Genomic DNA, 25,408 nt, shown 5'->3' with positions numbered 1-25,408 from the left:
CTTTCCTCCTTCAGAGTCAAACACTTTTTTCAGCGCTTTCATCCGGCGGGATGAATTTCTTCACTCCCTGCTGAGCCGCCTGCGTTGCCGCTTTGCCGTCTCAGTGGTGGCGCATTATAGGGATCCGAATTTTTTGCACAACCCCTTTTTTCGATCTTTTTAATCGACTGGCGAGTTTTCATTCTTTTCGCTGCGATCACGAGCGATCTGTTCAAAAATCATCTTGTTTATCCGGCTTTTAAACCGCAGGCTTGGGTAAAAATGTAAAAGGAGAAGATCATGTCTATAGCCCTACGACCTTACAAGAACCATTTTCCGCAAACCGGCGATCGCGTCATGATCGATAGCAGCAGCGTGGTGGTCGGTGAAGTACAACTTGCTGATGACGTCAGCATTTGGCCGCTGGTAGCGATTCGCGGTGACGTGAATAAAGTGATGATTGGTAAAAGAAGTAATATCCAGGACGGCAGCGTACTGCACGTCACGCATAAATCCACCAGCAATCCGGAAGGTTTCCCACTCATCATTGGCGAAGACGTGACGGTGGGTCATAAAGCCATGCTACACGGCTGTACCATTGGCGATCGTGTGCTGGTTGGTATGGGATCGATTCTGCTGGACGGCGTAATTATTGAAGATGACGTGATGATTGGCGCTGGCAGTTTGGTGCCGCCGGGCAAACGTCTGGAGAGTGGCTATCTCTATTTAGGCAGCCCGGTTAAACAAGTACGACCGCTAAGTGAAGCTGAAATCGCCGGGCTGCTGTATTCATCCAACAACTATGTTGGTTGGAAGAATGAATATCTCGATCAAGAAAGCAAAGCTCCTTCCTGATCGTCAAACTCACTCCTGCTGCATTGCCTGCTTTAGTTTAGTAATCACTGGCGTGATCTCTGGCATCACGCCATGCCACAGTTGGAAAGCATGAGCGGCTTGCCCCACCAGCATGCCAACACCATCTGCCAGCTGCTGCGCACCCTGCTGCTGGCACCACAGCAGAAATGGCGTTAAACCTTGTTGATAAAACATGTCATAGCAACGCGTTTGCTGTTTAATAAGAGAGGCGGTTAGTGCAGGCACCTTGCCATCGACACCACTCGAAGTGGCATTAATGATCAGATCAAACTCCTGATCCTCTAATTGCCCGAAGCCACTAGCTTGAATATCTCCGCTCTGGTGGAAAATTTCTGCCAGCATTGCTGCTCGTTCAACGGTGCGATTGACCACAACCAGTGAACATCCAAAAGAAAGAAGCGGCAGGATCACACCACGCGCTGCTCCGCCGGCACCCACCAGCAGCACACGATCGCCGGGATGGATCAACTGCAGTCGCTCCAGATCGCTGAGTAAACCAATGCCATCCGTGTTATCGCCGAAGATCTTGCCCTGCGCATCTTTCTTTAAGGTATTAACAGCGCCGGAGAGTGCCGCTCGCTCGCTGAGCTCATCAGCAAACTCCCACGCTTGCTGCTTAAAAGGCAACGTTACGTTGGCGCCTTTACCACCCTTAGCAAAAAAATCCGCTATTGCCTGAGGAAACCCTTCTAATGGCGCACACTCTCTACCATATTGATGCTCAATACCGGTTTGCTCAGCAAACAGAGAATGAATAAAGGGTGATTTGCTATGCGCGATGGGATTACCAAAAACAGCAAAGTTTTCCATACATTAACCCTGACGAATAAGTTCACCGCTAATAACGTCGCGGATTTCAGAAGGATTCAGGCGTCCACCGGTTTCAGCGTGTAACACTGGAAACTGAGCACCAAATTGCTGAACAACTTCTTCCGCATTGCGGCAAGGCGGTTCACCAGAAAGATTGGCGCTGGTCGAAACCAGGGGTTTTCCAAAACCACGGCATAGCGCCTGCACTTCAGGGTGATCGCTAACGCGAATTGCTAAAGAATCAAAACGTCCAGTGAGCCAGCGCGGTGTGTGTGGCGAAGCTGGAACCACATAGGTCACCGGGCCAGGCCAGCTGGCAAACATGCGCTCGCGCTGTAGTACAGTCAGCTCACGATCAGCGATATAAGGTTCAAGCTGCGCGTAATCGGCTGCAATAAGAATAAGACCTTTGTCGACTGGACGCTGCTTGAGCGCAAGAAGCGCCATTACGGCATTTTCGCTATCAGGATCGCAACCCAAGCCGAATACGGCTTCTGTTGGGTAGGCGATAACTTCCTGCTGCTGGAGTTGCTCAATACAAAAATCGAGGCTTCCTGCTGAATACTGACTTGGTTTCATGATAACTCTTCGTCCTGGACAATAGGCTTACCGCAGCGTTTGCTGGCGCAGAAGCGCTTCATGCCCTGTGCGGTTTTCTTCTCTATTAATAAAGGGAACTGACAATATGGGCAAACACCTTCAACCGGCGTTGCATTGATTGCAAACTGACACTCTGGATAGCGGTCGCAAGAGTGGAAGGTTTTGCCATAACGCGAGCGCCGTTGTACGAGTTTGCCGTTCTGACATTGCGGACAGCTGATAGCTGTTTCGTCAGGTTTGTCGATGGTTTCTGTGTAATCACACTCTGGATAATGGCTACACCCCACGAACATGCCAAATCGTCCCTGGCGCAGAACTTTATCTGCTCCACATTTTGGGCATGCGTGGCCTTCCAGTACTTTTACGACGTGACCATCGCCCTGACTCTTCAGCGGGCGGATATAGTCACAGGTTGGATAGTTGATACATCCAAGAAAGGGACCGTGTTTGCCGGAGCGTATAACTAATTCTGCCCCGCAAGCGGGGCAGGGATCGTGTTTAGGCACGGAGAATAGTGCTGGTTTACTCATATTACCGGTTGCATCAAGCGCAGATTATTAATGCAGCATACCTTCATTGACGTCGAATAGCAGTTCTTCCATTTGCTGATAGGCATTTTCACATCCTGGAATGTTAAACAACACCATCAACACTACCCATTTGAGATCTTCAAGATCGAATTCCAGGGTATCAAGGGCCATTACGCGTTCAATAACCATCTCGCGTGTTTCCATATTCAGCACCTGGACCTGTTCCAGGAACAAAATAAAACCGCGACATTCGGCATCTAAACGCTGGTTTTCCTCTTCCGTGTAGATTCGCATGGAGAGCGGATCGTTTGCCATGAGTACAGGCGCAACCAAGCCTTCCTGGTAATCCGCTAACCGTTCAAGCCAATTCAACGCATTGTAGATATCTTCACGATGGAAACCGGCATCGGTTAAATCATCTGTCAATTTATCCTGATCAACGCGCATTTCGGCTTCGTTGTGGATATACGTCTCAAACAAGTACATAAGTACGTCGAACATGGCATGCCCTCCTCAATCGGACATAGCCGCCGGGTACAGCTGCGATCCATCCTGCTAACTCCAGCTCCAGCAAGTGAGCTGCGATAACTGGCACAGGTTGGCCGGCACGTTCAGCGACGACGTCAACAGGTGTAACCTCATCACCTACGTTAGCCAACACAGTTGCAAATGGCAATGGAACATCGTCACTGTCTTGTGAATATATTGTTTCTGAAGTGCTATCAGGCAGCCATTGCAACGTTGAATGTAAATCTTCAAGAATATTGTTGGGATGCGCCACCAGCAGCGCCCCTTGCTGAATAAGCCAGTGCGTTCCTTCACTACCAGGATTACCTAAAGCACCGGGTAAGGCATAAACGTTGCGATTTTGTTCCAAAGCATAGCGTGCAGTAACTAGCGAACCGCTTTTGAGCGTGGCTTCTATCACCAACACACCCAAGCTTAAACCACTGATGATACGATTACGTCGAGGAAAGTTAACCGGATGCGGGGCCATATCAAGTGGGAACTCAGAGACCAGCGCGCCGCCACTGTTCATGATTTCGCGCGCCAGGGTTTGATGGTTTTTCGGGTAGATATATTGCAGGCCACTGCCTAACACTGCCACGGTTTTGCCCTGTACTTCTAACGCGGCGCGATGTGCCACACCATCTATTCCGCGCGCTAAACCACTGGTAATAGTTAAACCACTTAGCGCCAATTGCTGCGTAAACCAGCTTCCCCATTGTTTGCCGTAATGGGTGCAATGGCGGCTGCCCACCACGCCCAGTTGGGGTGTTTGCAGAGCATCCAAACTTCCGGCGACATACAGTAATGACGGACGTCGGCTAATTTCGGCTAACGTCGTAGGATAATGTTCCTCTATACATGCCACTAAATGGTGCTGTTCATGCGCCAGCCATGCATGCGTTCTCTCTAATTGGCGCGGGCACAGCTCCCTGAACTGCTGTCGCTGTATTTCGCTCAATCCATGATCCAGCAAAAGGTCATCATCAATATGAGCGTTATCCTGCAGTGTTACCGCTAAATGTCTGACAAGCCGACTGCTTAATCCTTTCACGTTTGCCAACCTGAGCATCCATTCAATTCTCTCCATGCCGCACTCCTTGTCAGCCGCGCTATCATGCGGTGCAATGCTGTCAATCGGGCATCAGAAAGTCTACAATATGCGGCAATAATCTTTTCTTTAACGCATACAGATCTGGATATTTATGTCAGTTTTGCAGGTATTACATTTCCCTGATGATCGCCTCCGCAAAATCGCTGCGCCGGTGGCAACCGTAAACGCAGACGTTCAGCGTATTGTCGACGACATGTTCGAAACCATGTACGCCGAAGAAGGTATTGGCTTAGCGGCGACTCAGGTCGATATTCATCAACGCATCATTGTCATTGATGTTTCAGAAAATCGTGATGAGCGTTTAGTACTGATCAATCCGGAATTGCTGGAAAAAAGTGGTGAAACCGGTATTGAAGAAGGCTGCCTTTCCATTCCTGAACAACGTGCTTTTGTGCCGCGTGCAGAATGGGTCAAAGTGCGTGCACAGGATCGCGATGGCAACAGCTTTGAGCTGGAAACTGACGGTCTGCTGGCGATTTGTATCCAGCATGAAATCGATCATCTCGATGGCAAACTTTTCATTGATTATCTGTCGCCACTTAAACGTCAGCGTATTAAACAGAAACTGGAAAAATTGGCCCGCCTTAACGCACGCGAAGATTAAGCGCTAATAGAAGGTTAAACTGTGTCTGCACCGCTCAAAATTATCTTTGCCGGTACACCTGACTTTGCAGCGCGTCATCTTGATGCGCTGCTTGCTTCTCAGCATCAGGTAGTTGGCGTCTTTACTCAGCCCGATCGTCCCGCTGGACGCGGTAATAAACTTACGCCAAGCCCGGTAAAAGTTCTGGCGCAGGCACATGATATTCCCGTGTTTCAGCCGAAATCCCTTAAGCCTGAAGAGAACCAGCATCTGGTTGCCGATTTGCAGGCCGATATTATGGTGGTCGTAGCTTATGGCTTGATCCTGCCGAAAACCGTGTTGGCGATGCCGCGTCTGGGTTGTATTAATGTGCATGGTTCGCTGTTGCCTCGCTGGCGCGGCGCGGCGCCGATTCAACGCGCGCTCTGGGCTGGCGATAGCGAAACTGGCGTGACCATCATGCAAATGGATGTTGGTCTTGATACCGGTGACATGCTGCATAAGCTTTCATGCCCAATTACGCCTGAAGACACCAGCGCGTCTCTGTATGAAAAACTGGCGCAACTTGGTCCGCAAGGCATGTTGCTAACGCTGGATCTGCTGGCAAGTGGTCATGCCAAGCCAGAAGTTCAGGATGAAGCATTGGTCTCTTATGCTGAGAAACTGAGTAAAGAAGAAGCGCGTCTCGATTGGTCGCTTTCTGCTGTGCAGTTGGAGCGGTGTATCCGCGCCTTCAATCCATGGCCAATGAGCTATTTCATGGTAGATGAGCAACCGGTAAAAGTCTGGCAGGCAAGCGTTTTACCGCACCAAAATAAGCATCCCGGTGAAATCGTGCATGTTGATAAACAAGGCATTCAGATCGCTACAGCCGATGGCGTACTAAATCTGGAGTCACTGCAACCTGCTGGTAAAAAAGCCATGTCTGCGCAGGACCTGCTCAATTCGCGTCGCGAATGGTTCGCTCCTGGAACCGTTCTGGCCTGATCCTCCAAGCCCGGTTTAACCGGGCTTTTTGTTTGATAAAAGAAAATGAAAAAAAACACCAATTTGCGTAGCCTGGCTGCGCAACTCATTGAACGTGTTGTGGATAAGGGCGAATCACTGAGCGCCATTCTGCCTGCTGCACAAAAAGCGTTATCGGATAAAGATGGCGCACTGCTGCAAGAGTTGTGCTTTGGCGTGATGCGCACGTTGCCACAGCTGGAAGCCTTGATTGGCAAATTGATGGAACGTACGTTAACGGGTAAGCAGCGAGTGCTGCATTATCTGTTGATGGTTGGGCTTTATCAGCTGCTCTACACCCGCGTGCCAGCACATGCCGCACTGGCGGAAACTGTCGCAGGTGCCGAGGTACTGAAACGCGCAAATTTGAAAGGTCTATTAAACGGTGTGCTTCGCCAGTTCCTACGCCAACAAGAAGCGCTTTTAGCGGAAGTTGATCAAGGTACGCAACGTTACTGGCATCCCGGTTGGTTACTCAAACGTCTGCAAGCTGCATGGCCAGAACAGTGGCAGCACATTGTAGAAGCCAATAATCAGCGCCCGCCGATGTGGCTGCGCGTCAATCGCCAGCATCATAGCCGGGATGCATGGTTAGCATTATTGCAGGCAGCAGACAAACAGGCTTTCCCGGGCGATGCACCCGATGCTTTGCGTTTGGACTCCCCCGCTCCCGTGAGTCATCTGCCTGGTTTCGAACATGGTTGGGTAACGGTTCAGGATCTCTCCGCACAGCGCTGCGCGTTATTGCTTGAACCGCAGAATGGCGAATCCATTCTCGATCTTTGCGCAGCACCCGGCGGTAAAACCACACATATCCTTGAAATTGCCCCGCAGGCCAAGGTATTAGCCGTCGATATTGACCAGCAACGCCTGCTTCGCGTACACGAAAATCTACAACGCCTGGATATGCAGGCTGAAGTACGTCAGGGTGATGGTCGTACACCGGCAGAATGGTGTGGCGAAATGCAATTTGATCGTATCCTGCTAGATGCTCCCTGCTCAGCGACTGGAGTGATTCGCCGCCATCCAGACATCAAGTGGCTGCGTCGCGATCGTGATATTGCCGAGCTGGCTATTTTGCAGCGTGAAATTCTTGAGGCTGTTTGGCCGCATCTGAAGTCTGGCGGGACAATGATTTATGCAACCTGCTCAATTCTGCCTGAAGAGAATCATCAACAAATCAGTACCTTTTTGGCGGCGCACAGTGATGCAGTGGCGGAGACATTACCGCAGGGACAGGCCAATGGCTGGCAGGTTTTCCCGACCGTCGATGGCGGTGACGGCTTCTTCTACGCTAAGCTGATGAAAAAATAGTGCAGCGCAATCTGACAAGAGCATCTAAGCCATGAAAATCATTATCCTCGGCGCCGGTCAGGTCGGCGGAACCCTGGCAGAGAATCTGGTGGGGGAAAATAACGATATTACGGTCGTCGATAGCGATGCCACCCGTTTACGCGTGCTGCAGGACAAATTTGATCTGCGCGTTGTGCATGGCCATGGATCACATCCACGCATCTTGCGTGAAGCTGGTGCTGAAGACGCCGATATGTTGGTGGCGGTGACCAACTCCGACGAAACCAATATGGTAGCGTGTCAGATTGCCTATTCACTTTTCAATACGCCAAACCGCATCGCCCGTATCCGCGCCGCCGAGTATTTACGCGATGCGGAGAAACTGTTTGTGCCGGAAGCCGTACCGATTGACCACCTGATATCACCGGAACAGTTGGTGATAGACAATATTTATCGGCTGATCCAATATCCAGGCGCTCTTCAGGTAGTGAATTTTGCCGAAGGAAAAGTGAGCCTCGCGGTGGTTAAAGCCTATTATGGCGGCCCACTGGTAGGCAATCCGTTATCGATTATGCGCGAACATATGCCACACATCGATACACGTGTAGCCGCGATTTTTCGTCAGGATCGTCCCATTCGCCCGCAGGGTTCCACAATTGTCGAAGCCGGTGATGAAGTCTTCTTTATTGCAGCAAGTCAGCATATTCGCGCGGTAATGAGCGAGATGCAACGCCTGGAAAAACCGTATAAACGCATCATGCTGGTTGGCGGCGGCAATATTGGCTTTGGCCTGGCGCAGCGTCTGGAAAAACAGTACAGCGTGAAGTTGATTGAACGTAATCAACAGCGCGCGGCCGAACTCGCTGAACGCCTGCACGACACCATTGTGTTTTACGGTGACGCTTCAGATCAGGAGTTGCTGGCAGAAGAGCACGTGGATCAAGTCGATCTCTTTATCGCAGTAACTAACGACGATGAAGCCAACATTATGTCGGCCATGCTGGCTAAAAAGATGGGGGCCAAAAAGGTGATGGTGCTGATCCAGCGCCGTGCCTATGTTGATCTTGTACAAGGCAGCGTGATCGACATTGCTATCTCACCCCAACAGGCCACGATATCGGCCCTGCTGAGCCACGTACGTAAAGCTGATATTGTTGGCGTTTCATCGTTACGCCGCGGTATCGCAGAAGCCATCGAAGCTATCGCGCATGGCGATGAAACAACTTCGCGCGTTGTTGGCCGTTTAATCGAAGATATTAAGCTACCCCCAGGAACCATTATCGGCGCCGTTGTACGCGGTGACGAAGTGATCATCGCGAATGACAATGTTCGCGTCGAACAGGGCGATCACGTAATTATGTTCCTGACAGATAAGAAGTTTGTCCCGGATGTTGAACGCCTGTTCCAGCCTAGTCCTTTCTTCCTGTAATTGCTGCGGGCGATAGCCCGCCGTGAAAGTTTTGCTTAATCCATTGTTATAATGGCAATTGCACAAAGGTTTGTTAGACTTTAGCCATTGGCCAAGGCAAGGAGATAACAATGAGTTTATTCAAAGAGTTTCGTGATTTTGCAATGCGTGGGAACGTGGTTGACCTGGCAGTCGGTGTCATCATCGGTGCTGCTTTTGGTAAGATTGTTTCTTCACTGGTCGCGAATATCATCATGCCACCACTTGGCTTGTTGATTGGCGGCGTTGATTTCAAGCAGTTTAAATGGATACTTAAACCAGCAGAAGGTGATATTCCTGCAGTGGTAATGGAGTACGGTAATTTTATTCAGACTGTTTTTGATTTCGTTATTGTTGCTTTCGCTATCTTCCTGGCAATTAAAGTAATGAATAAGCTGTACCAGAAAAAAGAAGTCGAAAAAGCAGCACCTAAACCAACGAATGAAGAGTTACTGCTGACTGAAATTCGTGACCTTTTAAAACAACAAAATCACGATAAATTATGATGAAAAAGCCGCCCGAATAAGGCGGCTTTTTTTACTTTAGAGCTGAAGGCCAGTGATAAACTTTTCTGCTTATCACTGGCCTCCCAGTTACGTCCTTTCGCATGTTTTTCTTTACGCTGATAGCTACCCTTACCTTTCTGATTCTTCTCAATACGCTGTCGAAACAGTGGATCATGCAGTAATGCTTCGAGAGCATTATCGTTTATTTTACCTTTTTGATGCTGATAGCGGCTCATCTTGTCCTCCAGTTAGTTACGGCGCAACTATAGTCCTTACAGTGCAAAATTCAATCTTTGCTACAACAAATTTCAGGATGCGGCTCTTCACCTTTTTCTAGCGCCTCGAGAATTGAGCAGCAAGTGCTGCTATGTATATCACCGCAGCAGGTTTCGGCGAGACGATGCAATGAATGCTGGATGGTCTGTAGCTCAGCGATCATACCATTAACTTCATCCAGGCGTTTTGCCACGATCGCCTTTGATTCCTGACAGGTATGATGCTCAGGATCGATGCGGATCGACAATAATCCGCGGATAGAATCTAAGCTGAAGCCCAGTTGCCGTCCGTAGCGAATAAAACGTAAGCGTTGTAAATCATCTTCGCTATAAAGACGAAAACCGCCCTCAGTACGTACCTCATGATTCATCATCTGCTGTTTTTCATAAAAGCGGATGGTATCAGGCGTAACATCCGCCATCTTTGCGAGCTTGCCTATCTTGTACATACTATTTTTCCTGCTGCAAACGCTGATGAATGACGTCGCTGTAATCGCCACGCAAAAAGTCGGTGCTAATTCCAGCCTGTTGCAGTTTTAACTGCAGCAACGCTAAACGTTTCGAGAACTCGCGCGCTTTTGCATCATTTGGATCTAACTCTTGCAACAAATCATTGAGTGCTAATGCTTCGCGGCGCATCTCCAGTTCTGGGGGCAAATAGCCGGCGTTTTTTAACAGATGATAAGCAGTGCGCAGTTCGACCGGTACTCCGCTATCGTCTTCGATGTGTAAAGGTGCACCTTCACCAGGTAGGTTACTCAGTTCACCTTTTTCTTGAGCCTCACGGATATGCTGCTCAACAAGTTGATCAATTATCCACATCAAGGAGCTCCTGACAAATGTATCTGCCATCAGCATAGCGAAAGGGGAGGAAATGGGAAGGAATTACGGACAATAAAAAACCCGCCGAAGCGGGTTTTCTACGATACTACAAATTACTCTGCAGTAACTTCTGCTTGAGCTTCTGGACGATCAACCAGCTCGATGTAAGCCATCGGAGCGTTGTCACCAGCACGGAAGCCACACTTCAAAATGCGAGTGTAACCACCGGCACGGCTCGCGAAACGCGGGCCCAGCTCGTTAAACAGTTTTGCCACGATCTCGTTATCACGAGTGCGGGCGAATGCCAGACGACGATTAGCTACGCTGTCGGTCTTGGCAAGAGTAATCAGCGGCTCAACTACGCGGCGCAGCTCTTTGGCTTTCGGCAGAGTCGTCTTAATGATCTCATGACGAACCAGAGAACCAGCCATGTTGCGGAACATAGCCTGACGATGGCTGCTGTTGCGGTTCAGTTGACGACCACTCTTACGATGGCGCATGACCTTATCCTTCTCAGTGAAACCTTAACCTGTGATCGGGTTATTCATCAGCAATGCTTGCTGGTGGCCAGTTTTCCAGGCGCATGCCCAGAGACAAACCACGTGAAGCAAGCACATCTTTAATCTCGGTAAGAGATTTTTTACCCAAGTTAGGCGTTTTAAGCAGCTCAACCTCGGTACGCTGTACCAGATCACCGATGTAGTGGATAGCTTCTGCCTTAAGGCAGTTAGCAGAGCGGACAGTCAATTCCAGATCGTCAACAGGGCGCAGCAGGATCGGATCGAATTCTGGTTTCTCTTCTTTCACTTCCGGCTGACGTACATCACGTAAGTCAACGAAAGCTTCCAGTTGTTCTGCCAGGATGGTTGCCGCACGACGAATCGCCTCTTCAGGATCGATTGTGCCGTTGGTTTCCATTTCGATGACCAGCTTGTCCAGGTCGGTACGCTGTTCTACACGCGCTGCTTCAACATTGTAGGCGATACGGTCTACAGGGCTGTAGCAAGCGTCAACCAACAGACGGCCGATTGGGCGCTCATCTTCTTCCGAATGAATTCGGGCAGAAGCCGGCACATAACCACGACCACGTTGAACTTTGATACGCATACTAATAGATGCGTTTTCATCGGTCAGGTGGCAGATCACATGCTGCGGCTTGACGATTTCAACATCACCGTCGTGGGTGATGTCGGCTGCAGTCACAGGGCCAATGCCAGATTTATTCAGAGTAAGGATGACTTCATCTTTACCTTGAACTCTTACCGCCAACCCTTTCAGGTTAAGCAGGATTTCCAGGATATCTTCCTGTACGCCCTCTTTGGTGGAGTACTCATGAAGCACACCATCAATCTCAACCTCGGTCACCGCGCAACCCGGCATGGAAGAAAGCAGAATACGGCGCAGTGCGTTACCAAGAGTATGGCCAAAGCCACGCTCTAACGGCTCAAGGGTCACCTTGGCGTGCGTCGAACTCACTTGCTCGATATCTACCAGGCGCGGTTTTAGAAACTCTGTCACAGAACCCTGCATTGTGTCCTCTCTTTGGTACTAAGCTTTACTTGGAGTAAAGCTCGACGATCAGGTGTTCGTTAATGTCCGCAGACAGATCGGTACGCTCAGGAATACGCTTGAACACACCTTCCATCTTAGTAGCATCAACTTCCAGCCAGGTTGGCTTTTCACGCTGCTCAGCCAGCTCCAGAGCGGCCTTCACGCGAGATTGCTGTTTGGCTTTCTCACGGATGCTTACGACATCATTCGGAGATACCTGATAAGAAGCGATGTTAACAACGCGACCGTTCACCAGGATAGATTTATGGCTAACCAACTGGCGTGCTTCTGCACGAGTTGCACCAAAGCCCATACGGTAAACAACGTTATCCAGACGACCTTCCAGCAGAGCCAGCAGGTTTTCACCTGTGTTGCCTTTCAGACGTGCTGCTTCTTTATAGTAGTTACGGAACTGACGCTCCAGCACGCCGTACATACGACGAACTTTCTGCTTTTCACGCAACTGGCCGCCGTAGTCAGACAGACGCGGTTTACGCGCACCATGCTGACCAGGTGGTTGTTCAATTTTGCACTTGGTATCGATCGCGCGAACGCCAGACTTAAGGAATAAGTCGGTACCCTCACGACGGCTCAGCTTGAGCTTAGGACCCAAATATCTTGCCATTTTCTTTCTCCAACTAACCTAAAAACGGGCGTTAAACGCGACGTTTTTTCGGCGGACGACAACCGTTGTGAGGGATTGGAGTCACATCAGTAATATTAGTGATGCGGAAACCAGCAGCGTTCAGAGCACGAATTGTTGATTCGCGACCTGGACCTGGACCCTTAACCATAACTTCCAGATTCTTAATACCGTAATCTTTCACTGCTTCTGCACAGCGCTCTGCAGCTACCTGAGCAGCAAACGGAGTAGATTTACGTGAACCGCGGAAACCGGAACCACCGGCGGTTGCCCAACCCAGTGCGTTACCCTGACGATCAGTAATGGTAACGATGGTGTTGTTAAAAGATGCATGGACATGAGCCACGCCATCTGAGACTTGTTTTCTTACACGCTTACGTGCACGAACTGGTGCCTTTGCCATTATTTACTCACCCCGATTATTTCTTGATCGGTTTACGCGGACCCTTACGGGTACGTGCATTGGTCTTAGTACGCTGACCGCGAACTGGCAGACCACGACGATGGCGTAAACCACGATAGCAACCAAGGTCCATCAGACGCTTGATGCTCAGGGTGATTTCACGGCGCAGATCACCTTCAACAACGAATTTACCAACTGCTTCACGCAGCTGTTCAATTTGTTCTTCAGACAGCTCTCTGATCTTAACATTTTCAGCAATACCCGTTGAAGCGCAGATGGCTTTAGAGCGAGTTTTACCGATACCGAAAATCGAAGTTAATGCGATAACGGTATGTTTTTGATCAGGAATGTTAATGCCTGCTATACGGGCCACTATGCACTCCTATAATTAAACAAATGCGTCCCATGCTGAAAAGCCCGTTTTCAGGATACTCAAATGGTAACGCATCGACATACAAAAGATTGGCTGGCTAATCTAGCCAGCTCAACCCGACTTTGCAAGAAAAATATGTGACAATATCAGCCTTGGCGCTGTTTATGCTTTGGCTCGGCGCTGCAGATCACACGCACGACACCGTCGCGACGAATGATTTTGCAGTTACGACATAATTTCTTGACGGAAGCACGAACTTTCATTTTTACTCTCCGTAACTTCTCAAGCACCCAAATTAACGGCCATAGCCCTTCAGGTTTGCTTTCTTCAATGCAGACTCGTACTGACTCGACATCATCAGAGTTTGCACTTGAGCCATAAAGTCCATGATGACGACCACTACGATGAGCAGCGATGTACCGCCAAAGTAGAATGGAACTTTCATAGCATCACGCATGAACTCCGGGATCAGGCAGATAAAAGTAATATACAGTGCGCCGATTAAGGTCAGACGTGTCATTACTTTATCGATGTACTTCGCCGTTTGCTCTCCCGGACGAATTCCCGGTACGAATGCACCAGACTTCTTCAGGTTATCTGCTGTTTCACGTGGGTTGAATACCAACGCCGTGTAGAAGAAACAGAAGAAGATGATTGCAGTCGCATAGAGTAGCACATAAAGCGGCTGTCCTGGTTGCAAATACAGCGAAATTGTTGTCAGCCAGTTCCAACCGGTTCCGCCCCCGAACCATGATGCTATGGTCGCTGGGAACAGAATAATGCTGGAAGCAAAAATAGCTGGGATTACGCCCGCCATGTTCACTTTCAACGGTAAATGTGTGCTCTGTGCAGCATATACACGACGACCTTGCTGACGTTTGGCGTAGTTGACCACGATGCGACGCTGGCCACGCTCAACGAAAATAACAAAGAACGTCACTGCAAATACTAGAACTGCAACCAACAGCAACAGAAGGAAGTGCAGGTCACCTTGCCGCGCTTGCTCAATGGTATGGCCAATGGCCGGCGGGAGACCCGCAACGATACCAGCGAAGATAATGATCGAGATACCGTTACCGATACCTCGTTCAGTAATCTGTTCGCCCAGCCACATCAGGAACATTGTCCCGGTAACCAGACTTACAACAGCGGTAAAGTAGAATGCAAAGCCTGGATTCATAACCAGTCCCTGCATTCCAGGCATATTCGGTAAACCGGTAGCAATACCGATCGACTGGAATACAGCCAGAACCAGTGTGCCGTAGCGAGTGTACTGGCTAATCTTACGACGACCAGCTTCACCCTCTTTCTTAATCTCAGCTAACGCTGGATGAACCACCGTCAGCAGCTGGATAATAATAGATGCCGAAATGTACGGCATAATTCCCAGCGCGAAGATTGAGGCACGACTGAGAGCACCACCAGAGAACATGTTGAACATTTCAATGATGGTGCCACGCTGTTGCTCAAGCAGTTTGGCAAGTACAGTGGCATCGATACCGGGGATTGGAATAAAAGAGCCAATGCGGAAGACAATGAGTGCACCGATTACAAACAACAGTCTGCGCTTCAGTTCACCAAAGCCACCTTTGGCACTTTGAAAATCTAATCCCGGTTGCTTTGCCATCTGCTACTTATTCCTCGATTTTACCGCCAGCAGCTTCGATTGCAGCACGAGCACCTTTGGTGACACGCAGACCGCGAACCGTTACCGGTGCAGAAACTTCACCAGAAAGAATCACTTTCGCGAATTCAATCTGAACACCGATAATATTGGCCGCTTTCAGCGTATTCAGGTCAACAATACCGCCTTCAACTTTCGCCAGATCAGACAGACGAACTTCTGTAGTGATCATTGCTTTGCGAGAGGTGAAACCGAATTTCGGCAGACGACGATACAGAGGCATCTGACCACCCTCGAAACCGCGACGTACGCCACCGCCAGAACGAGAGTTCTGACCTTTGTGACCACGACCACCAGTTTTACCGAGGCCAGAACCGATACCACGACCCAGACGCTTAGAAGCGTGTTTAGACCCTTCGGCCGGAGACAGAGTGTTTAAACGCATCTCTTACTCCTCCACTTTCAGCATGTAGGAAATCGCGTTAATCATACCGCGTACTGCTGGCGTATCTTCACGCTCAACGGTGTGATTGATGCGACGCAGACCCAAGCCAACCAGAGTCGCTTTATGCTTAGGCAAGCGGCCGATTGAACTACGAGTTTGTGTAATTTTAATTGTCTTAGCCATCGTGATTACCCCAGAATTTCTTCAACGGATTTACCACGCTTGGCAGCGACCATTTCCGGAGAATTCATATTGCCCAGGCCATCGATAGTTGCACGAACCACGTTAATCGGGTTAGTAGAACCATACGCTTTAGCCAGAACGTTATGTACTCCAGCGACTTCTAAAACGGCGCGCATTGCACCGCCGGCAATGATACCGGTACCTTCAGAAGCCGGCTGCATGAACACACGAGAACCTGTGTGCGCACCTTTAACAGGGTGCTGCAGGGTGCCGTGAGTCAGCGCGACGTTAATCATATTGCGACGGGCTTTCTCCATCGCTTTCTGGATCGCTGCTGGAACTTCACGCGCTTTACCGTAACCAAAACCAACGCGGCCGTTACCATCACCCACTACAGTCAGTGCGGTGAAGGAGAAAATACGACCACCTTTTACAGTTTTAGATACACGGTTTACCGCGATCAGTTTTTCCTGCAGTTCGCCAGCTTGTTTCTCGATGTTTGACATCTTAGACCTCTACCTTAGAACTGAAGGCCAGCTTCACGGGCAGCATCTGCCAGTGCCTGGACACGACCATGATATTGGAACCCGGAACGGTCGAAAGAGACATTTTTGATGCCTTTCTCAACAGCGCGCTCAGCCAGAGCTTTACCTACAGCTGCAGCGGCGTCTTTGTTACCGGTATACTTCAGTTGTTCGGCAATAGCTTTTTCTACAGTAGAAGCAGCAACCAGAACTTCGGAACCGTTCGGGGCGATCACCTGTGCGTAGATATGACGCGGGGTACGATGTACCACCAGGCGAGTAGCACCCAGCTCTTTGAGCTTGCGACGTGCACGGGTCGCACGACGGATACGAGCAGATTTCTTATCCATAGTGTTACCTTACTTCTTCTTAGCCTCTTTGGTACGCACGACTTCGTCGGCGTAACGAACACCCTTGCCTTTATAAGGCTCAGGACGACGGTAGGCGCGCAGATCAGCTGCAACCTGACCAATCAGCTGTTTATCAGCGCCTTTCAGCACGATCTCAGTCTGAGTTGGACATTCAGCAGTGATGCCGGCCGGCAGTGCATGGTCAACAGGGTGAGAGAAGCCCAGGGCCAAGCTCACAGAGTTGCCTTTAACAGCTGCACGATAACCAACACCAACCAGTTGCAGCTTCTTGGTGAAGCCTTCGGTAACACCGATAACCATGCCGTTCAGCAGCGCACGAGCAGTACCTGCTTGTGCCCAACCATCCGCATAACCTTCGCGCGGGGCGAAAGTCAGGGCGTTGTCTGCATGCTTAACTTCTACAGCACTGTTGATAGTACGAGTCAGCTCGCCGTTTTTGCCTTTAATCGAAACTTCCTGACCGTTGAGTTTTACCTCTACGCCCGCAGGAACAACGACAGGTGCTTTTGCAACACGAGACATTTTATCCTCCGATTACGCTACGTAGCAGATAATTTCGCCACCAAGACCAGCTTGGCGCGCTGCACGATCAGTCATGACACCTTTAGAGGTAGAGATTACAGCGATGCCCAGACCAGCCATTACTTTTGGCAGCTCATCTTTTTTCTTATAGATGCGCAGACCTGGACGGCTAACACGCTGAATGCTCTCTACCACAGCCTTGCCCTGGAAATACTTAAGTGTTACTTCCAGTTCAGACTTGATGTCGCCTTCGATTTTAAAATCTTCAATATAGCCTTCTTCCTTCAGCACGTTGGCAATTGCCACTTTCAGCTTGGAGGAAGGCATAGAGACCGCAACTTTGTTCGCGGCCTGACCGTTACGGATACGGGTCAGCATATCCGCGATCGGATCTTGCATGCTCATCTGTGTTACTCCCGTGATTCAAATGGTGACAATTACCAGCTAGCCTTTTTAAGACCCGGGATTTCACCGCGCATTGCGGCTTCACGGACCTTGATACGGCTCAACCCAAACTTCCGCAGGAAACCGTGCGGACGACCTGTCTGACGGCAGCGGTTACGCTGACGTGAAGGGCTGGAATCACGCGGCAGACTCTGCAGCTTGAGAACGGCATCCCAACGGTCTTCGTCGGAAGCGTTCACATCAGAAATGATCGCTTTCAGTTCAACACGTTTAGCGAAGAACTTGTCTGCTAATTTCACACGCTTAACTTCGCGTGCTTTCATAGATTGCTTAGCCATTAAGTAACCCTGCCTTACTTGCGGAACGGGAATTCAAAGGCAGCCAGCAGAGCACGGCCTTCATCATCAGATTTCGCAGTAGTGGTAATGGTGATATCCAAACCACGAACGCGATCGACTTTGTCATAATCGATTTCTGGGAAGATGATCTGCTCACGAACGCCCATGCTGTAGTTACCACGACCGTCGAAAGACTTCGCAGATAAACCACGGAAGTCACGGATACGAGGTACAGCAATAGTGATCAGACGCTCAAAGAACTCCCACATGCGCTCGCCGCGCAGAGTTACTTTACAGCCGATCGGATAGCCCTGACGGATTTTGAAGCCTGCAACTGATTTGCGTGCTTTGGTGATCAGCGGTTTTTGACCGGAGATTGCTGCCAGGTCAGCTGCTGCGTTATCCAGCAGTTTCTTGTCAGCGATCGCTTCACCAACACCCATGTTCAGGGTGATCTTCTCGACCCGAGGGACTTGCATGACAGAATTGTAGCCGAACTCTGTCATGAGTTTCTGGACTACTTCGTCTTTGTAGTAATCATGCAGTTTCGCCATCGTACTACTCCAAATTACTTGATAGTTTCGCTATTAGACTTGAAGAAACGGACTTTTTTGCCGTCTTCGAATCTAAAGCCTACACGGTCAGCCTTGCCGGTTGCCGCATTGAAGAGTGCAACGTTGGAAGCCTGAATAGCGGCTTCTTTTTCAACGATGCCACCTGGTTGGTTCAGGGCCGGGACCGGCTTCTGATGTTTCTTAACCAGGTTGATACCTTCAACGATGACCTTACCAGAAGTCAGGACATTCTTTACTTTACCGCGTTTACCTTTGTCTTTGCCGGTAAGCACGATAACTTCGTCGTTACGACGGATTTTCGCTGCCATTGCTCGCTCCTTAGAGTACTTCTGGTGCCAGAGAGATAATTTTCATGAACTTTTCAGTACGAAGTTCACGAGTTACCGGCCCAAAAATACGCGTACCGATAGGTTGCTCGCTGTTATTGTTTAAAATAACGCATGCATTACCATCGAAGCGAATGACAGAACCGTCCGGGCGACGAACACCCTTCCTGGTGCGCACCACTACCGCTTTCAGGACATCACCTTTTTTCACCTTGCCACGAGGAATTGCTTCCTTGATGGTCACTTTGATGATATCGCCGACGCCTGCGTAGCGACGGTGCGAGCCACCCAGAACCTTGATACACATTACGCGACGTGCACCGGAGTTGTCGGCGACGTTCAGCATAGTCTGTTCTTGGATCATTTTAGTGCTCCGCTAATGTCAACTACTACTTCGGGACCCAAACCTCAGGTCGTTAAAAAGCCCCATAATTGAGGGCGCGGCATTATAACACCGGTTCTCGCACATGGGTAGAAAAAATGAACGGCTCAGACGAGCCGTTCATTTTATTTTTTACAGGAAGCGGATTCTATTACAGAACCGCTTTCTCTACAACGCGAACCAACGTCCAAGACTTAGTCTTAGACAGCGGACGAGTTTCGCGGATTTCAACCACGTCACCAATACCGCATTCGTTGTTCTCGTCATGGATGTGCAGCTTAGTCGTACGCTTGATGAATTTACCGTAGATCGGGTGTTTCACGACACGTTCGATAGCAACAACTGCAGATTTCTGCATTTTGTCACTAATAACACGACCCTGCAGAGTACGGATTTTATCGGTCATTACGCCGCCTTCTCAGTCAGTAAAGTCTTAACACGTGCAACATTACGGCGCACTTCTTTCAGCAGATGGGTTTGCTGAAGTTGGCCGGATGCTGCTTGCATGCGCAGGTTAAACTGCTCACGCAGCAGGTTAAGTAGCTCAGTGTTCAGCTCTTCAACGCTTTTTTCACGCAGCTCATTTGCTTTCATTACATCACCGTCTTAGTAACAAAGGTGGTTTTGATAGGCAGTTTTGCTGCTGCCAGCTTGAAGGCTTCACGGGCCAGCTCTTCCGGAACGCCGTCCATTTCATACAGGACTTTACCCGGTTGAATGAGGGCAACCCAATACTCCACGTTACCCTTACCTTTACCCATACGCACTTCCAGCGGCTTCTCGGTAATTGGTTTGTCCGGGAATACACGGATCCAAATTTTACCTTGACGCTTAACTGCACGGGTCATAGCACGACGTGCTGCTTCGATCTGACGAGCAGTCAGACGACCACGGCCAACAGCTTTCAGACCGAAAGTACCGAAGCTGACATCCGTACCTTGCGCCAGACCACGGTTGCGGCCTTTGTGCACTTTACGGAATTTCGTACGCTTTGGTTGTAACATCAGCGACTCTCCTTACTTACGGCCTTTACGCTGCTGCTTTTTAGGTTGAGCAGCCGGTTCCGGTTGTTCAACAGCAGCCATACCACCCAGGATCTCGCCTTTGAAGATCCATACCTTAACGCCGATTACACCATAAGTGGTGTGCGCTTCAGAGGTGTTGTAGTCAATGTCTGCACGCAGTGTGTGCAACGGTACGCGACCTTCACGGTACCATTCGGTACGTGCGATCTCGGCTCCGCCCAAACGGCCGCTGACTTCAACTTTAATACCCTTCGCGCCCAGACGCATTGCGTTCTGTACAGCACGCTTCATAGCACGACGGAACATCACACGACGCTCCAGCTGTGAAGTGATGCTATCAGCAACCAATTTAGCGTCCAGTTCCGGCTTACGGACTTCGGCGATGTTGATCTGTGCAGGAACGCCAGCGATTTTCGCGACGACCGTACGCAGTTTTTCTACGTCTTCACCTTTCTTACCGATAACGATACCCGGGCGAGCAGTGTGAATAGTCACACGGATGCTCTTAGCCGGACGCTCGATAACGATACGAGATACAGACGCTTTAGACAGTTCCTTAGTCAGGAACTGACGGACTTTAAAATCGCTGTCCAGGTTGTCAGCGAATTCTTTGGTGTTCGCAAACCAGGTAGAGTTCCATGGTTTTACAATACCCAGGCGAATACCATTAGGATGTACTTTCTGACCCATTGCTAGTCTCCAGAGTCTCAGCGATCGGACACAACCACAGTAATGTGGCTGGTGCGCTTCAGGATGCGATCTGCACGACCTTTCGCACGCGGCATAATACGCTTCATGCTTGGGCCTTCGTCTACGAAGATTTTCGCGACTTTCAGATCGTCGATATCAGCGCCATCGTTGTGTTCGGCGTTCGCAATGGCAGATTCCAGGACTTTCTTAACCAACACAGCAGCTTTCTTGTTGGTGTAGGTCAGAATATCCAGAGCCTGCGACACTTTCTTACCGCGAATCAGGTCTGCCACCAGGCGAACCTTCTGAGCAGAAGAACGAGCATGGCGATGTTGAGCAATAGTTTCCATCTCTTCCTCCTACTTATTTCTTCTTGGCTTTCTTATCTGCAGCATGGCCGCGATAAGTACGTGTCGGTGCAAATTCACCCAGTTTGTGGCCGACCATTTCGTCGGAAACAAAGACAGGAACGTGCTGACGACCATTATGGACAGCGATGGTCAAACCGATCATGTTAGGGAAGATCGTTGAACGACGGGACCAAGTGCGCAGGGGCTTCTTGTCACCGCTTTCCACCGCTTTCTCTACCTTCTTCAGCAAGTGCAGGTCAATAAAAGGACCTTTCTTGAGAGAACGTGGCATGGCTTATCCTCTAAAATTATTTGCTACGGCGACGTACGATAAATTTATCAGTACGCTTGTTGCTACGGGTCTTCTTACCTTTGGTCTGAACGCCCCACGGAGTTACCGGGTGCTTACCAAAGTTACGACCTTCACCACCACCGTGCGGGTGATCGACTGGGTTCATCGCAGTACCGCGAACGGTAGGACGAACACCACGCCAACGGGTTGCACCAGCTTTACCCAGCACGCGCAGCATGTGCTCAGAGTTGCCGACTTCGCCGAGAGTTGCACGACATTCGGATTCAACTTTGCGCATTTCGCCTGAACGCAGACGCAGGGTTACGTAGGAACCTTCACGCGCAACGATCTGCACGTAAGTACCAGCTGAGCGAGCAATCTGACCGCCTTTGCCTGGTTTCATTTCTACGTTATGAACGGTAGAACCCACCGGGATGTTACGCATCGGCAGAGTGTTACCTGCTTTAATCGCAGCATCAACGCCAGATTGGATCTGGTCGCCGGCTTTCAGGCCTTTAGGGGCCAAGATGTAACGGCGTTCGCCATCTTTGTACAGAACCAGTGCGATGTTCGCAGAACGGTTCGGATCGTACTCAAGACGCTCAACAACTGCTGGGATACCATCTTTGTTGCGTTTGAAGTCAACAATACGGTAAGCCTGCTTGTGACCACCACCGATATGACGGGTAGTGATACGACCATTGTTGTTACGACCACCGGATTTGCTGTTTTTTTCTACCAGCGGGGCAAATGGTTTGCCCTTGTGCAGCTCTGGGTTCACCACTTTAACTACGTGACGACGACCCGGAGATGTCGGTTTACATTTAACAACTGCCATTGTCTTTCTCCTCCGACTTACTCAGCGCCGCCGACGAAGTCCAGATTCTGGCCTTCCTTCAGGGTGACGTAAGCTTTTTTCCAGTCGCTACGACGACCGATACGCTGTCCGTGACGCTTAACTTTCCCTTTAACTACCAGGGTGTTTACGTCTTTAACTTCTACTTCGAACAGTTTCTCAACAGCAGCAACGATCTCTGCTTTGGTCGCGTCTTTAGCAACTTTGAGAACGATGGTATTGGTTTTTTCCATCGCAGTAGATGCTTTTTCTGATACGTGCGGTGCACGCACTACTTTCAGCAGACGTTCTTCACGGATCATGCCAGCATCTCCTCAACTTGCTTAACTGCTTCCGCAGTCATAACGACTTTGTCGAAGGCGATCAGGCTAACTGGGTCGATACCCGCTGCATCACGCACGTCAACCTTGTACAGGTTACGCGCAGCCAGGAACAGATTCTCATCCAGTTCACCGGTGATGATCAGCACATCTTGCAGCGCCATGTCTTTCAGTTTCTGTACCAGCAGCTTAGTTTTAGGCGCTTCTACAGAGAACGTCTCGACAACGATCAGACGGTCCTGACGTACCAGTTCGGACAGAATGCTTTTCAGCGCGCCGCGGTACATCTTTTTGTTAACTTTTTGACTGTGGTCCTGTGGACGCGCAGCGAAGGTCACGCCACCTGAACGCCAGATCGGGCTCTTAACAGAACCTGAACGCGCACGGCCGGTACCTTTCTGGCGCCAAGGCTTTTTGCCTGAACCAGTTACTTCAGCACGAGTTTTCTGCGCACGAGTACCCTGACGAGCACCAGCGGCATAAGCAACAACAACCTGGTGAACCAGCGCTTCGTTGAAATCACGACCGAAGGTAGTTTCGGAAACAGTCAGCGCGCTCTGCGCGTCTTTCAGTACTAATTCCATTGCTATCCCCTTACGCCTTCACAGCTGGTTTAACAATCAGATCGCACCCAGTTGCACCCGGGACGCCACCTTTGACCAGCAGCAGGTTGCGCTCAGCGTCAACACGTACTACTTCCAGGCTCTGAACGGTTACGCGCTCATTACCCAGCTGACCAGCCATTTTCTTGCCTTTGAACACTTTGCCCGGAGTCTGGTTCTGACCGATAGAACCCGGAACGCGGTGTGACAAGGAGTTACCGTGTGTAGCATCCTGGGTACGGAAGTTCCAGCGCTTAACGGTACCTGCGAAACCTTTACCTTTAGAGGTACCGGTAACGTCTACTTTTTTAACGTCAGCGAAAATTTCAACACTGATGCTCTGGCCAACAGAGAAATCTTCACCTTCGGTGCGGAATTCCCACAGACCACGGCCAGCGTCAACGCCAGCTTTAGCAAAATGACCTGCTTCAGGCTTGCTCACACGGCTTGCTTTTTTAGCACCGGTGGTAACCTGGATAGCTTGGTAACCATCGTTGTCCAGGCCTTTGACCTGAGTAACGCGGTTTGCTTCAACTTCGATAACGGTTACTGGGATTGAAACGCCATCTTCAGTGAAGATGCGGGTCATACCCACTTTTTTACCGATTAAACCAATCATTGTATCAACCTCTCAATCGCTCGATGACCTGATTAACCCAGGCTGATCTGCACGTCAACACCGGCAGCCAGGTCCAGACGCATCAGAGCATCAACGGTTTTTTCAGTTGGCTCAACGATGTCTACCAGACGCTTGTGAGTGCGGATTTCGTACTGATCACGCGCGTCTTTGTTAACGTGCGGAGAGATCAGAACGGTAAAACGCTCTTTGCGGGTTGGCAGCGGGATCGGACCACGTACCTGCGCACCAGTGCGCTTGGCAGTCTCAACGATTTCCGCGGTTGATTGATCGATCAGGCGATGATCAAACGCTTTAAGACGGATACGGATTCTTTGGTTCGACATGAGACCAAGGCTCCAAACATTTTATAAACGAAAAGAATTACTACCCGCATCCATTACGATTGATGGAGGAGTGTAATCGTTCAGCATATAACTCCACAATTGGGAGTATTGTTAGGCGATACATCAACTGCTATCCCCTGCGATTCTGCTCGAATCGCGCCGCACCAATATCGGCAGGCCCGCGCATTATACTTAGATCTGTTTAGGAAGCAACCCGTGTTGTGTTTTTAACCACATCAATCTGGCTTTTGACCTAAAAAAGCCCGCGACAATCCATTTTGATTGTGGCGGGCTTGCACGAGATTGCATGTTGGTCATAAGGCTAATGTTCGTTCTGCTCTTTTAGTTGAGACTGAAGATAATTTTGCAGACCGAGCTTTTGCACCAGGTCGAGTTCAGTTTCCAACCAATCTATGTGCCCCTCCTCTTCCGCAAGAATCTCAATCATCATGTCTCTGCTGACGTAATCATGCACCCTGTCGGCATAGGCTATCGCTTCACGTAAATCCTTTGCGCCTTCCAGTTCTAGTGCAAGGTCAGACTGCAGCATTTCCGGTACGTCTTCACCAATACGTAATCGACCGAGGTCTTGCAGATTAGGAATCCCTTCGAGAAAAAGAATGCGTTCAATGTACTTATCCGCATGCTTCATCTCATCGATCGACTCATGATATTCAACGTCATTGAGTCGAGTCAGTCCCCAATTTTTGAACATACGCGCATGAAGGAAGTACTGATTAATTGCAACCAGTTCATTCCCCAGCAATTTATTGAGATGACTTATGATTTTACCATCGCCCTTCATTTTGCTTCCTCCGCTTCCAACTAAATAGAGCGTAGATGCGGATGAAAGGAAGTCAAAAAAACGCGACAGTTATTGTGGTTATTGCAGACGTACAATTAGGCAGTCATGCAATTTCTTTGTAGAGAGGCACCTGCTGTAATTCATCTTCCATAATTTCTCGTGCAAAGCGCACACATTTCCCGCACTGCTTGCCAATGGGAACCAGCTGGCGCAGTTGCTGAATTGATTTAGGTTGATAGCGGCGAACCACTTCGCGGAGGGTTTTATCACTCACGGCATTACACAAGCAGACGTACATTTACTGCGGACCTCCGTACAATTTATGATCAAATTTTAAATGAGAATGGTTTTTATTTCAAACGCAGCTTTTATGTGGGATTGATCGAAACGGCAGGATTCAGACATAAAAAAAGAGCACCGAAGTGCTCTCTTTAGTGCTGCGGAGGCTACCTTGGCAGCCTCCGACATTAACGCAATTAAGCGATAATTGTAG

At 49.7% G+C, this 25,408-nt stretch carries 44 protein-coding genes; 6 read left to right on the top strand and 38 right to left on the bottom strand.

The window, feature by feature from the left end; translation table 11 throughout:
* Positions 1-279: 279 nt before the first annotated feature.
* Positions 280-834 (top strand): gamma carbonic anhydrase family protein, encoded by a 555-nt coding sequence (locus tag PMI17_RS19120; protein WP_007891703.1) that lies wholly within the window; start codon positions 280-282, stop codon positions 832-834.
* Between the two features lie 9 nt (positions 835-843).
* Here the strand turns inward: PMI17_RS19120 and aroE are convergent, their stop codons facing one another.
* From aroE to dprA, 5 genes are read right to left on the bottom strand one after another with little or no spacing between them, the layout of a single operon-like run.
* The gene (gene aroE, locus PMI17_RS19115; RefSeq protein WP_007891702.1) at positions 844-1,665 is read right to left on the bottom strand and encodes a shikimate dehydrogenase; all 822 of its coding nucleotides are present in this window, start codon (positions 1,663-1,665) and stop codon (positions 844-846) included.
* 3 nt (positions 1,666-1,668) lie between these two features.
* Positions 1,669-2,244 carry an L-threonylcarbamoyladenylate synthase type 1 TsaC gene (tsaC, locus tag PMI17_RS19110; protein WP_007891701.1) on the bottom strand — a complete coding sequence of 192 codons (576 nt, stop codon included), beginning with the start codon at positions 2,242-2,244 and terminating at the stop codon, positions 1,669-1,671.
* On the bottom strand, positions 2,241-2,795 hold the full coding sequence (locus PMI17_RS24965; RefSeq protein ID WP_007891700.1) for a type I DNA topoisomerase: 555 nt from the start codon (positions 2,793-2,795) through the stop codon (positions 2,241-2,243). Before PMI17_RS24965 ends, tsaC begins: the two co-directional genes overlap by 4 nt.
* Before the next feature lie 27 nt (positions 2,796-2,822).
* Positions 2,823-3,296: a DUF494 family protein Smg gene (gene smg / locus PMI17_RS19100; protein ID WP_007891699.1), complete on the bottom strand. Its 474-nt coding sequence runs from the start codon at positions 3,294-3,296 to the stop codon at positions 2,823-2,825.
* Positions 3,268-4,392 carry a DNA-protecting protein DprA gene (dprA, locus tag PMI17_RS19095; protein WP_007891698.1) on the bottom strand — a complete coding sequence of 375 codons (1,125 nt, stop codon included), beginning with the start codon at positions 4,390-4,392 and terminating at the stop codon, positions 3,268-3,270. Before dprA ends, smg begins: the two co-directional genes overlap by 29 nt.
* A 115-nt stretch (positions 4,393-4,507) precedes the next feature.
* Here dprA and def point away from each other — a divergent pair, with 115 nt between their 5' ends.
* The 5 genes from def (at position 4,508) to mscL (ending at position 9,250) form a co-directional block, all read left to right on the top strand.
* Positions 4,508-5,020, top strand: coding sequence for a peptide deformylase (gene def, locus PMI17_RS19090; protein ID WP_007891697.1), 513 nt, complete (start codon positions 4,508-4,510; stop codon positions 5,018-5,020).
* 21 nt (positions 5,021-5,041) lie between these two features.
* Positions 5,042-5,986, top strand: a complete 945-nt coding sequence (gene fmt, locus PMI17_RS19085; protein WP_007891696.1) for a methionyl-tRNA formyltransferase — start codon at positions 5,042-5,044, stop codon at positions 5,984-5,986.
* 45 nt (positions 5,987-6,031) lie between these two features.
* The gene (gene rsmB / locus PMI17_RS19080) at positions 6,032-7,318 is read left to right on the top strand and encodes a 16S rRNA (cytosine(967)-C(5))-methyltransferase RsmB (RefSeq protein ID WP_007891695.1); all 1,287 of its coding nucleotides are present in this window, start codon (positions 6,032-6,034) and stop codon (positions 7,316-7,318) included.
* Between the two features lie 31 nt (positions 7,319-7,349).
* The gene (trkA, locus tag PMI17_RS19075) at positions 7,350-8,726 is read left to right on the top strand and encodes a Trk system potassium transporter TrkA (RefSeq protein WP_007891694.1); all 1,377 of its coding nucleotides are present in this window, start codon (positions 7,350-7,352) and stop codon (positions 8,724-8,726) included.
* 110 nt (positions 8,727-8,836) lie between these two features.
* Complete coding sequence (mscL, locus tag PMI17_RS19070) at positions 8,837-9,250, top strand: large-conductance mechanosensitive channel protein MscL (protein ID WP_007891693.1); 414 nt, start codon at positions 8,837-8,839, stop codon at positions 9,248-9,250.
* On the opposite strand, the gene PMI17_RS19065 is transcribed toward mscL, so the two are convergent.
* From PMI17_RS19065 to bfd, 33 genes are all read right to left on the bottom strand, one after another.
* Positions 9,235-9,486 carry an alternative ribosome-rescue factor A gene (locus PMI17_RS19065; protein WP_007891692.1) on the bottom strand — a complete coding sequence of 84 codons (252 nt, stop codon included), beginning with the start codon at positions 9,484-9,486 and terminating at the stop codon, positions 9,235-9,237. The two genes, mscL and PMI17_RS19065, sit on opposite strands and share 16 nt — an antisense overlap.
* Positions 9,487-9,536: 50 nt before the next feature.
* Positions 9,537-9,974, bottom strand: coding sequence for a Zn(2+)-responsive transcriptional regulator (zntR, locus tag PMI17_RS19060; RefSeq protein WP_007891691.1), 438 nt, complete (start codon positions 9,972-9,974; stop codon positions 9,537-9,539).
* A gap of 1 nt (position 9,975) precedes the next feature.
* Positions 9,976-10,347, bottom strand: a complete 372-nt coding sequence (locus tag PMI17_RS19055; protein ID WP_007891690.1) for a DnaJ family domain-containing protein — start codon at positions 10,345-10,347, stop codon at positions 9,976-9,978.
* A 113-nt stretch (positions 10,348-10,460) separates the two neighbouring features.
* Positions 10,461-10,847 carry a 50S ribosomal protein L17 gene (gene rplQ / locus PMI17_RS19050; RefSeq protein ID WP_007891689.1) on the bottom strand — a complete coding sequence of 129 codons (387 nt, stop codon included), beginning with the start codon at positions 10,845-10,847 and terminating at the stop codon, positions 10,461-10,463.
* 40 nt (positions 10,848-10,887) lie between these two features.
* Positions 10,888-11,877 carry a DNA-directed RNA polymerase subunit alpha gene (gene rpoA, locus PMI17_RS19045; protein WP_007891688.1) on the bottom strand — a complete coding sequence of 330 codons (990 nt, stop codon included), beginning with the start codon at positions 11,875-11,877 and terminating at the stop codon, positions 10,888-10,890.
* 25 nt (positions 11,878-11,902) lie between these two features.
* Positions 11,903-12,523, bottom strand: coding sequence for a 30S ribosomal protein S4 (rpsD, locus tag PMI17_RS19040; RefSeq protein WP_007891687.1), 621 nt, complete (start codon positions 12,521-12,523; stop codon positions 11,903-11,905).
* 31 nt (positions 12,524-12,554) lie between these two features.
* The gene (rpsK, locus tag PMI17_RS19035) at positions 12,555-12,944 is read right to left on the bottom strand and encodes a 30S ribosomal protein S11 (RefSeq protein WP_004160563.1); all 390 of its coding nucleotides are present in this window, start codon (positions 12,942-12,944) and stop codon (positions 12,555-12,557) included.
* Positions 12,945-12,960: 16 nt separating this feature from the next.
* Positions 12,961-13,317, bottom strand: coding sequence for a 30S ribosomal protein S13 (rpsM, locus tag PMI17_RS19030; RefSeq protein ID WP_034830736.1), 357 nt, complete (start codon positions 13,315-13,317; stop codon positions 12,961-12,963).
* 146 nt (positions 13,318-13,463) lie between these two features.
* Positions 13,464-13,580 (bottom strand): 50S ribosomal protein L36, encoded by a 117-nt coding sequence (rpmJ, locus tag PMI17_RS19025; RefSeq protein ID WP_004160566.1) that lies wholly within the window; start codon positions 13,578-13,580, stop codon positions 13,464-13,466.
* 32 nt (positions 13,581-13,612) lie between these two features.
* Entirely contained in the window at positions 13,613-14,944 is a 1,332-nt protein-coding gene (gene secY, locus PMI17_RS19020) for a preprotein translocase subunit SecY (RefSeq protein WP_007891686.1), read from the bottom strand.
* Between the two features lie 7 nt (positions 14,945-14,951).
* The gene (gene rplO, locus PMI17_RS19015) at positions 14,952-15,386 is read right to left on the bottom strand and encodes a 50S ribosomal protein L15 (RefSeq protein ID WP_007891684.1); all 435 of its coding nucleotides are present in this window, start codon (positions 15,384-15,386) and stop codon (positions 14,952-14,954) included.
* 3 nt (positions 15,387-15,389) lie between these two features.
* Positions 15,390-15,569: a 50S ribosomal protein L30 gene (gene rpmD / locus PMI17_RS19010; RefSeq protein WP_007891681.1), complete on the bottom strand. Its 180-nt coding sequence runs from the start codon at positions 15,567-15,569 to the stop codon at positions 15,390-15,392.
* A gap of 5 nt (positions 15,570-15,574) precedes the next feature.
* Positions 15,575-16,075: a 30S ribosomal protein S5 gene (gene rpsE, locus PMI17_RS19005; protein WP_007891679.1), complete on the bottom strand. Its 501-nt coding sequence runs from the start codon at positions 16,073-16,075 to the stop codon at positions 15,575-15,577.
* A 14-nt stretch (positions 16,076-16,089) separates the two neighbouring features.
* The gene (rplR, locus tag PMI17_RS19000) at positions 16,090-16,443 is read right to left on the bottom strand and encodes a 50S ribosomal protein L18 (RefSeq protein ID WP_007891678.1); all 354 of its coding nucleotides are present in this window, start codon (positions 16,441-16,443) and stop codon (positions 16,090-16,092) included.
* Positions 16,444-16,452: 9 nt separating this feature from the next.
* On the bottom strand, positions 16,453-16,986 hold the full coding sequence (rplF, locus tag PMI17_RS18995; RefSeq protein WP_007891676.1) for a 50S ribosomal protein L6: 534 nt from the start codon (positions 16,984-16,986) through the stop codon (positions 16,453-16,455).
* Positions 16,987-16,998: 12 nt separating this feature from the next.
* Complete coding sequence (gene rpsH / locus PMI17_RS18990) at positions 16,999-17,391, bottom strand: 30S ribosomal protein S8 (RefSeq protein ID WP_007891668.1); 393 nt, start codon at positions 17,389-17,391, stop codon at positions 16,999-17,001.
* Between the two features lie 32 nt (positions 17,392-17,423).
* Positions 17,424-17,729 carry a 30S ribosomal protein S14 gene (gene rpsN, locus PMI17_RS18985; protein WP_007891666.1) on the bottom strand — a complete coding sequence of 102 codons (306 nt, stop codon included), beginning with the start codon at positions 17,727-17,729 and terminating at the stop codon, positions 17,424-17,426.
* A 14-nt stretch (positions 17,730-17,743) separates the two neighbouring features.
* Positions 17,744-18,283: a 50S ribosomal protein L5 gene (rplE, locus tag PMI17_RS18980; protein ID WP_007891665.1), complete on the bottom strand. Its 540-nt coding sequence runs from the start codon at positions 18,281-18,283 to the stop codon at positions 17,744-17,746.
* 14 nt (positions 18,284-18,297) lie between these two features.
* Entirely contained in the window at positions 18,298-18,612 is a 315-nt protein-coding gene (gene rplX, locus PMI17_RS18975) for a 50S ribosomal protein L24 (protein WP_007891664.1), read from the bottom strand.
* A 10-nt stretch (positions 18,613-18,622) separates the two neighbouring features.
* Entirely contained in the window at positions 18,623-18,994 is a 372-nt protein-coding gene (rplN, locus tag PMI17_RS18970) for a 50S ribosomal protein L14 (RefSeq protein WP_006120590.1), read from the bottom strand.
* Positions 18,995-19,163: 169 nt separating this feature from the next.
* Positions 19,164-19,418, bottom strand: coding sequence for a 30S ribosomal protein S17 (rpsQ, locus tag PMI17_RS18965; RefSeq protein WP_007891663.1), 255 nt, complete (start codon positions 19,416-19,418; stop codon positions 19,164-19,166).
* Positions 19,418-19,606 (bottom strand): 50S ribosomal protein L29, encoded by a 189-nt coding sequence (gene rpmC / locus PMI17_RS18960; protein WP_007891662.1) that lies wholly within the window; start codon positions 19,604-19,606, stop codon positions 19,418-19,420. The genes rpsQ and rpmC overlap by 1 nt, the downstream gene beginning before the upstream one ends.
* Entirely contained in the window at positions 19,606-20,016 is a 411-nt protein-coding gene (rplP, locus tag PMI17_RS18955; protein WP_002438716.1) for a 50S ribosomal protein L16, read from the bottom strand. Before rplP ends, rpmC begins: the two co-directional genes overlap by 1 nt.
* 12 nt (positions 20,017-20,028) lie before the next feature.
* Complete coding sequence (gene rpsC / locus PMI17_RS18950) at positions 20,029-20,727, bottom strand: 30S ribosomal protein S3 (RefSeq protein ID WP_007891660.1); 699 nt, start codon at positions 20,725-20,727, stop codon at positions 20,029-20,031.
* 17 nt (positions 20,728-20,744) lie between these two features.
* Positions 20,745-21,077, bottom strand: coding sequence for a 50S ribosomal protein L22 (gene rplV / locus PMI17_RS18945; RefSeq protein ID WP_007891659.1), 333 nt, complete (start codon positions 21,075-21,077; stop codon positions 20,745-20,747).
* A 13-nt stretch (positions 21,078-21,090) separates the two neighbouring features.
* Positions 21,091-21,369 carry a 30S ribosomal protein S19 gene (rpsS, locus tag PMI17_RS18940; protein ID WP_001138115.1) on the bottom strand — a complete coding sequence of 93 codons (279 nt, stop codon included), beginning with the start codon at positions 21,367-21,369 and terminating at the stop codon, positions 21,091-21,093.
* Between the two features lie 16 nt (positions 21,370-21,385).
* Positions 21,386-22,207 (bottom strand): 50S ribosomal protein L2, encoded by an 822-nt coding sequence (gene rplB, locus PMI17_RS18935; RefSeq protein WP_007891654.1) that lies wholly within the window; start codon positions 22,205-22,207, stop codon positions 21,386-21,388.
* Positions 22,208-22,224: 17 nt separating this feature from the next.
* Complete coding sequence (rplW, locus tag PMI17_RS18930; RefSeq protein WP_007891652.1) at positions 22,225-22,527, bottom strand: 50S ribosomal protein L23; 303 nt, start codon at positions 22,525-22,527, stop codon at positions 22,225-22,227.
* Positions 22,524-23,129 carry a 50S ribosomal protein L4 gene (gene rplD, locus PMI17_RS18925; protein WP_007891650.1) on the bottom strand — a complete coding sequence of 202 codons (606 nt, stop codon included), beginning with the start codon at positions 23,127-23,129 and terminating at the stop codon, positions 22,524-22,526. The genes rplW and rplD overlap by 4 nt, the downstream gene beginning before the upstream one ends.
* A 10-nt stretch (positions 23,130-23,139) precedes the next feature.
* Positions 23,140-23,766, bottom strand: coding sequence for a 50S ribosomal protein L3 (gene rplC / locus PMI17_RS18920; protein ID WP_007891647.1), 627 nt, complete (start codon positions 23,764-23,766; stop codon positions 23,140-23,142).
* A gap of 32 nt (positions 23,767-23,798) precedes the next feature.
* Positions 23,799-24,110 (bottom strand): 30S ribosomal protein S10, encoded by a 312-nt coding sequence (gene rpsJ / locus PMI17_RS18915; protein ID WP_006120582.1) that lies wholly within the window; start codon positions 24,108-24,110, stop codon positions 23,799-23,801.
* A gap of 322 nt (positions 24,111-24,432) precedes the next feature.
* Entirely contained in the window at positions 24,433-24,915 is a 483-nt protein-coding gene (bfr, locus tag PMI17_RS18910) for a bacterioferritin (RefSeq protein ID WP_007891646.1), read from the bottom strand.
* A gap of 103 nt (positions 24,916-25,018) precedes the next feature.
* Positions 25,019-25,213 (bottom strand): bacterioferritin-associated ferredoxin, encoded by a 195-nt coding sequence (gene bfd / locus PMI17_RS18905; RefSeq protein ID WP_007891645.1) that lies wholly within the window; start codon positions 25,211-25,213, stop codon positions 25,019-25,021.
* Positions 25,214-25,408 lie beyond the last annotated feature (195 nt).

The organism is Pantoea sp. GM01, assembly GCF_000282675.1.
Taxonomy (GTDB): Bacteria; Pseudomonadota; Gammaproteobacteria; order Enterobacterales; family Enterobacteriaceae; genus Pantoea; species Pantoea nemavictus.
Note: the sequence above shows the minus strand (reverse complement) of the source record. Positions and strands in the feature narration are given on the sequence as shown.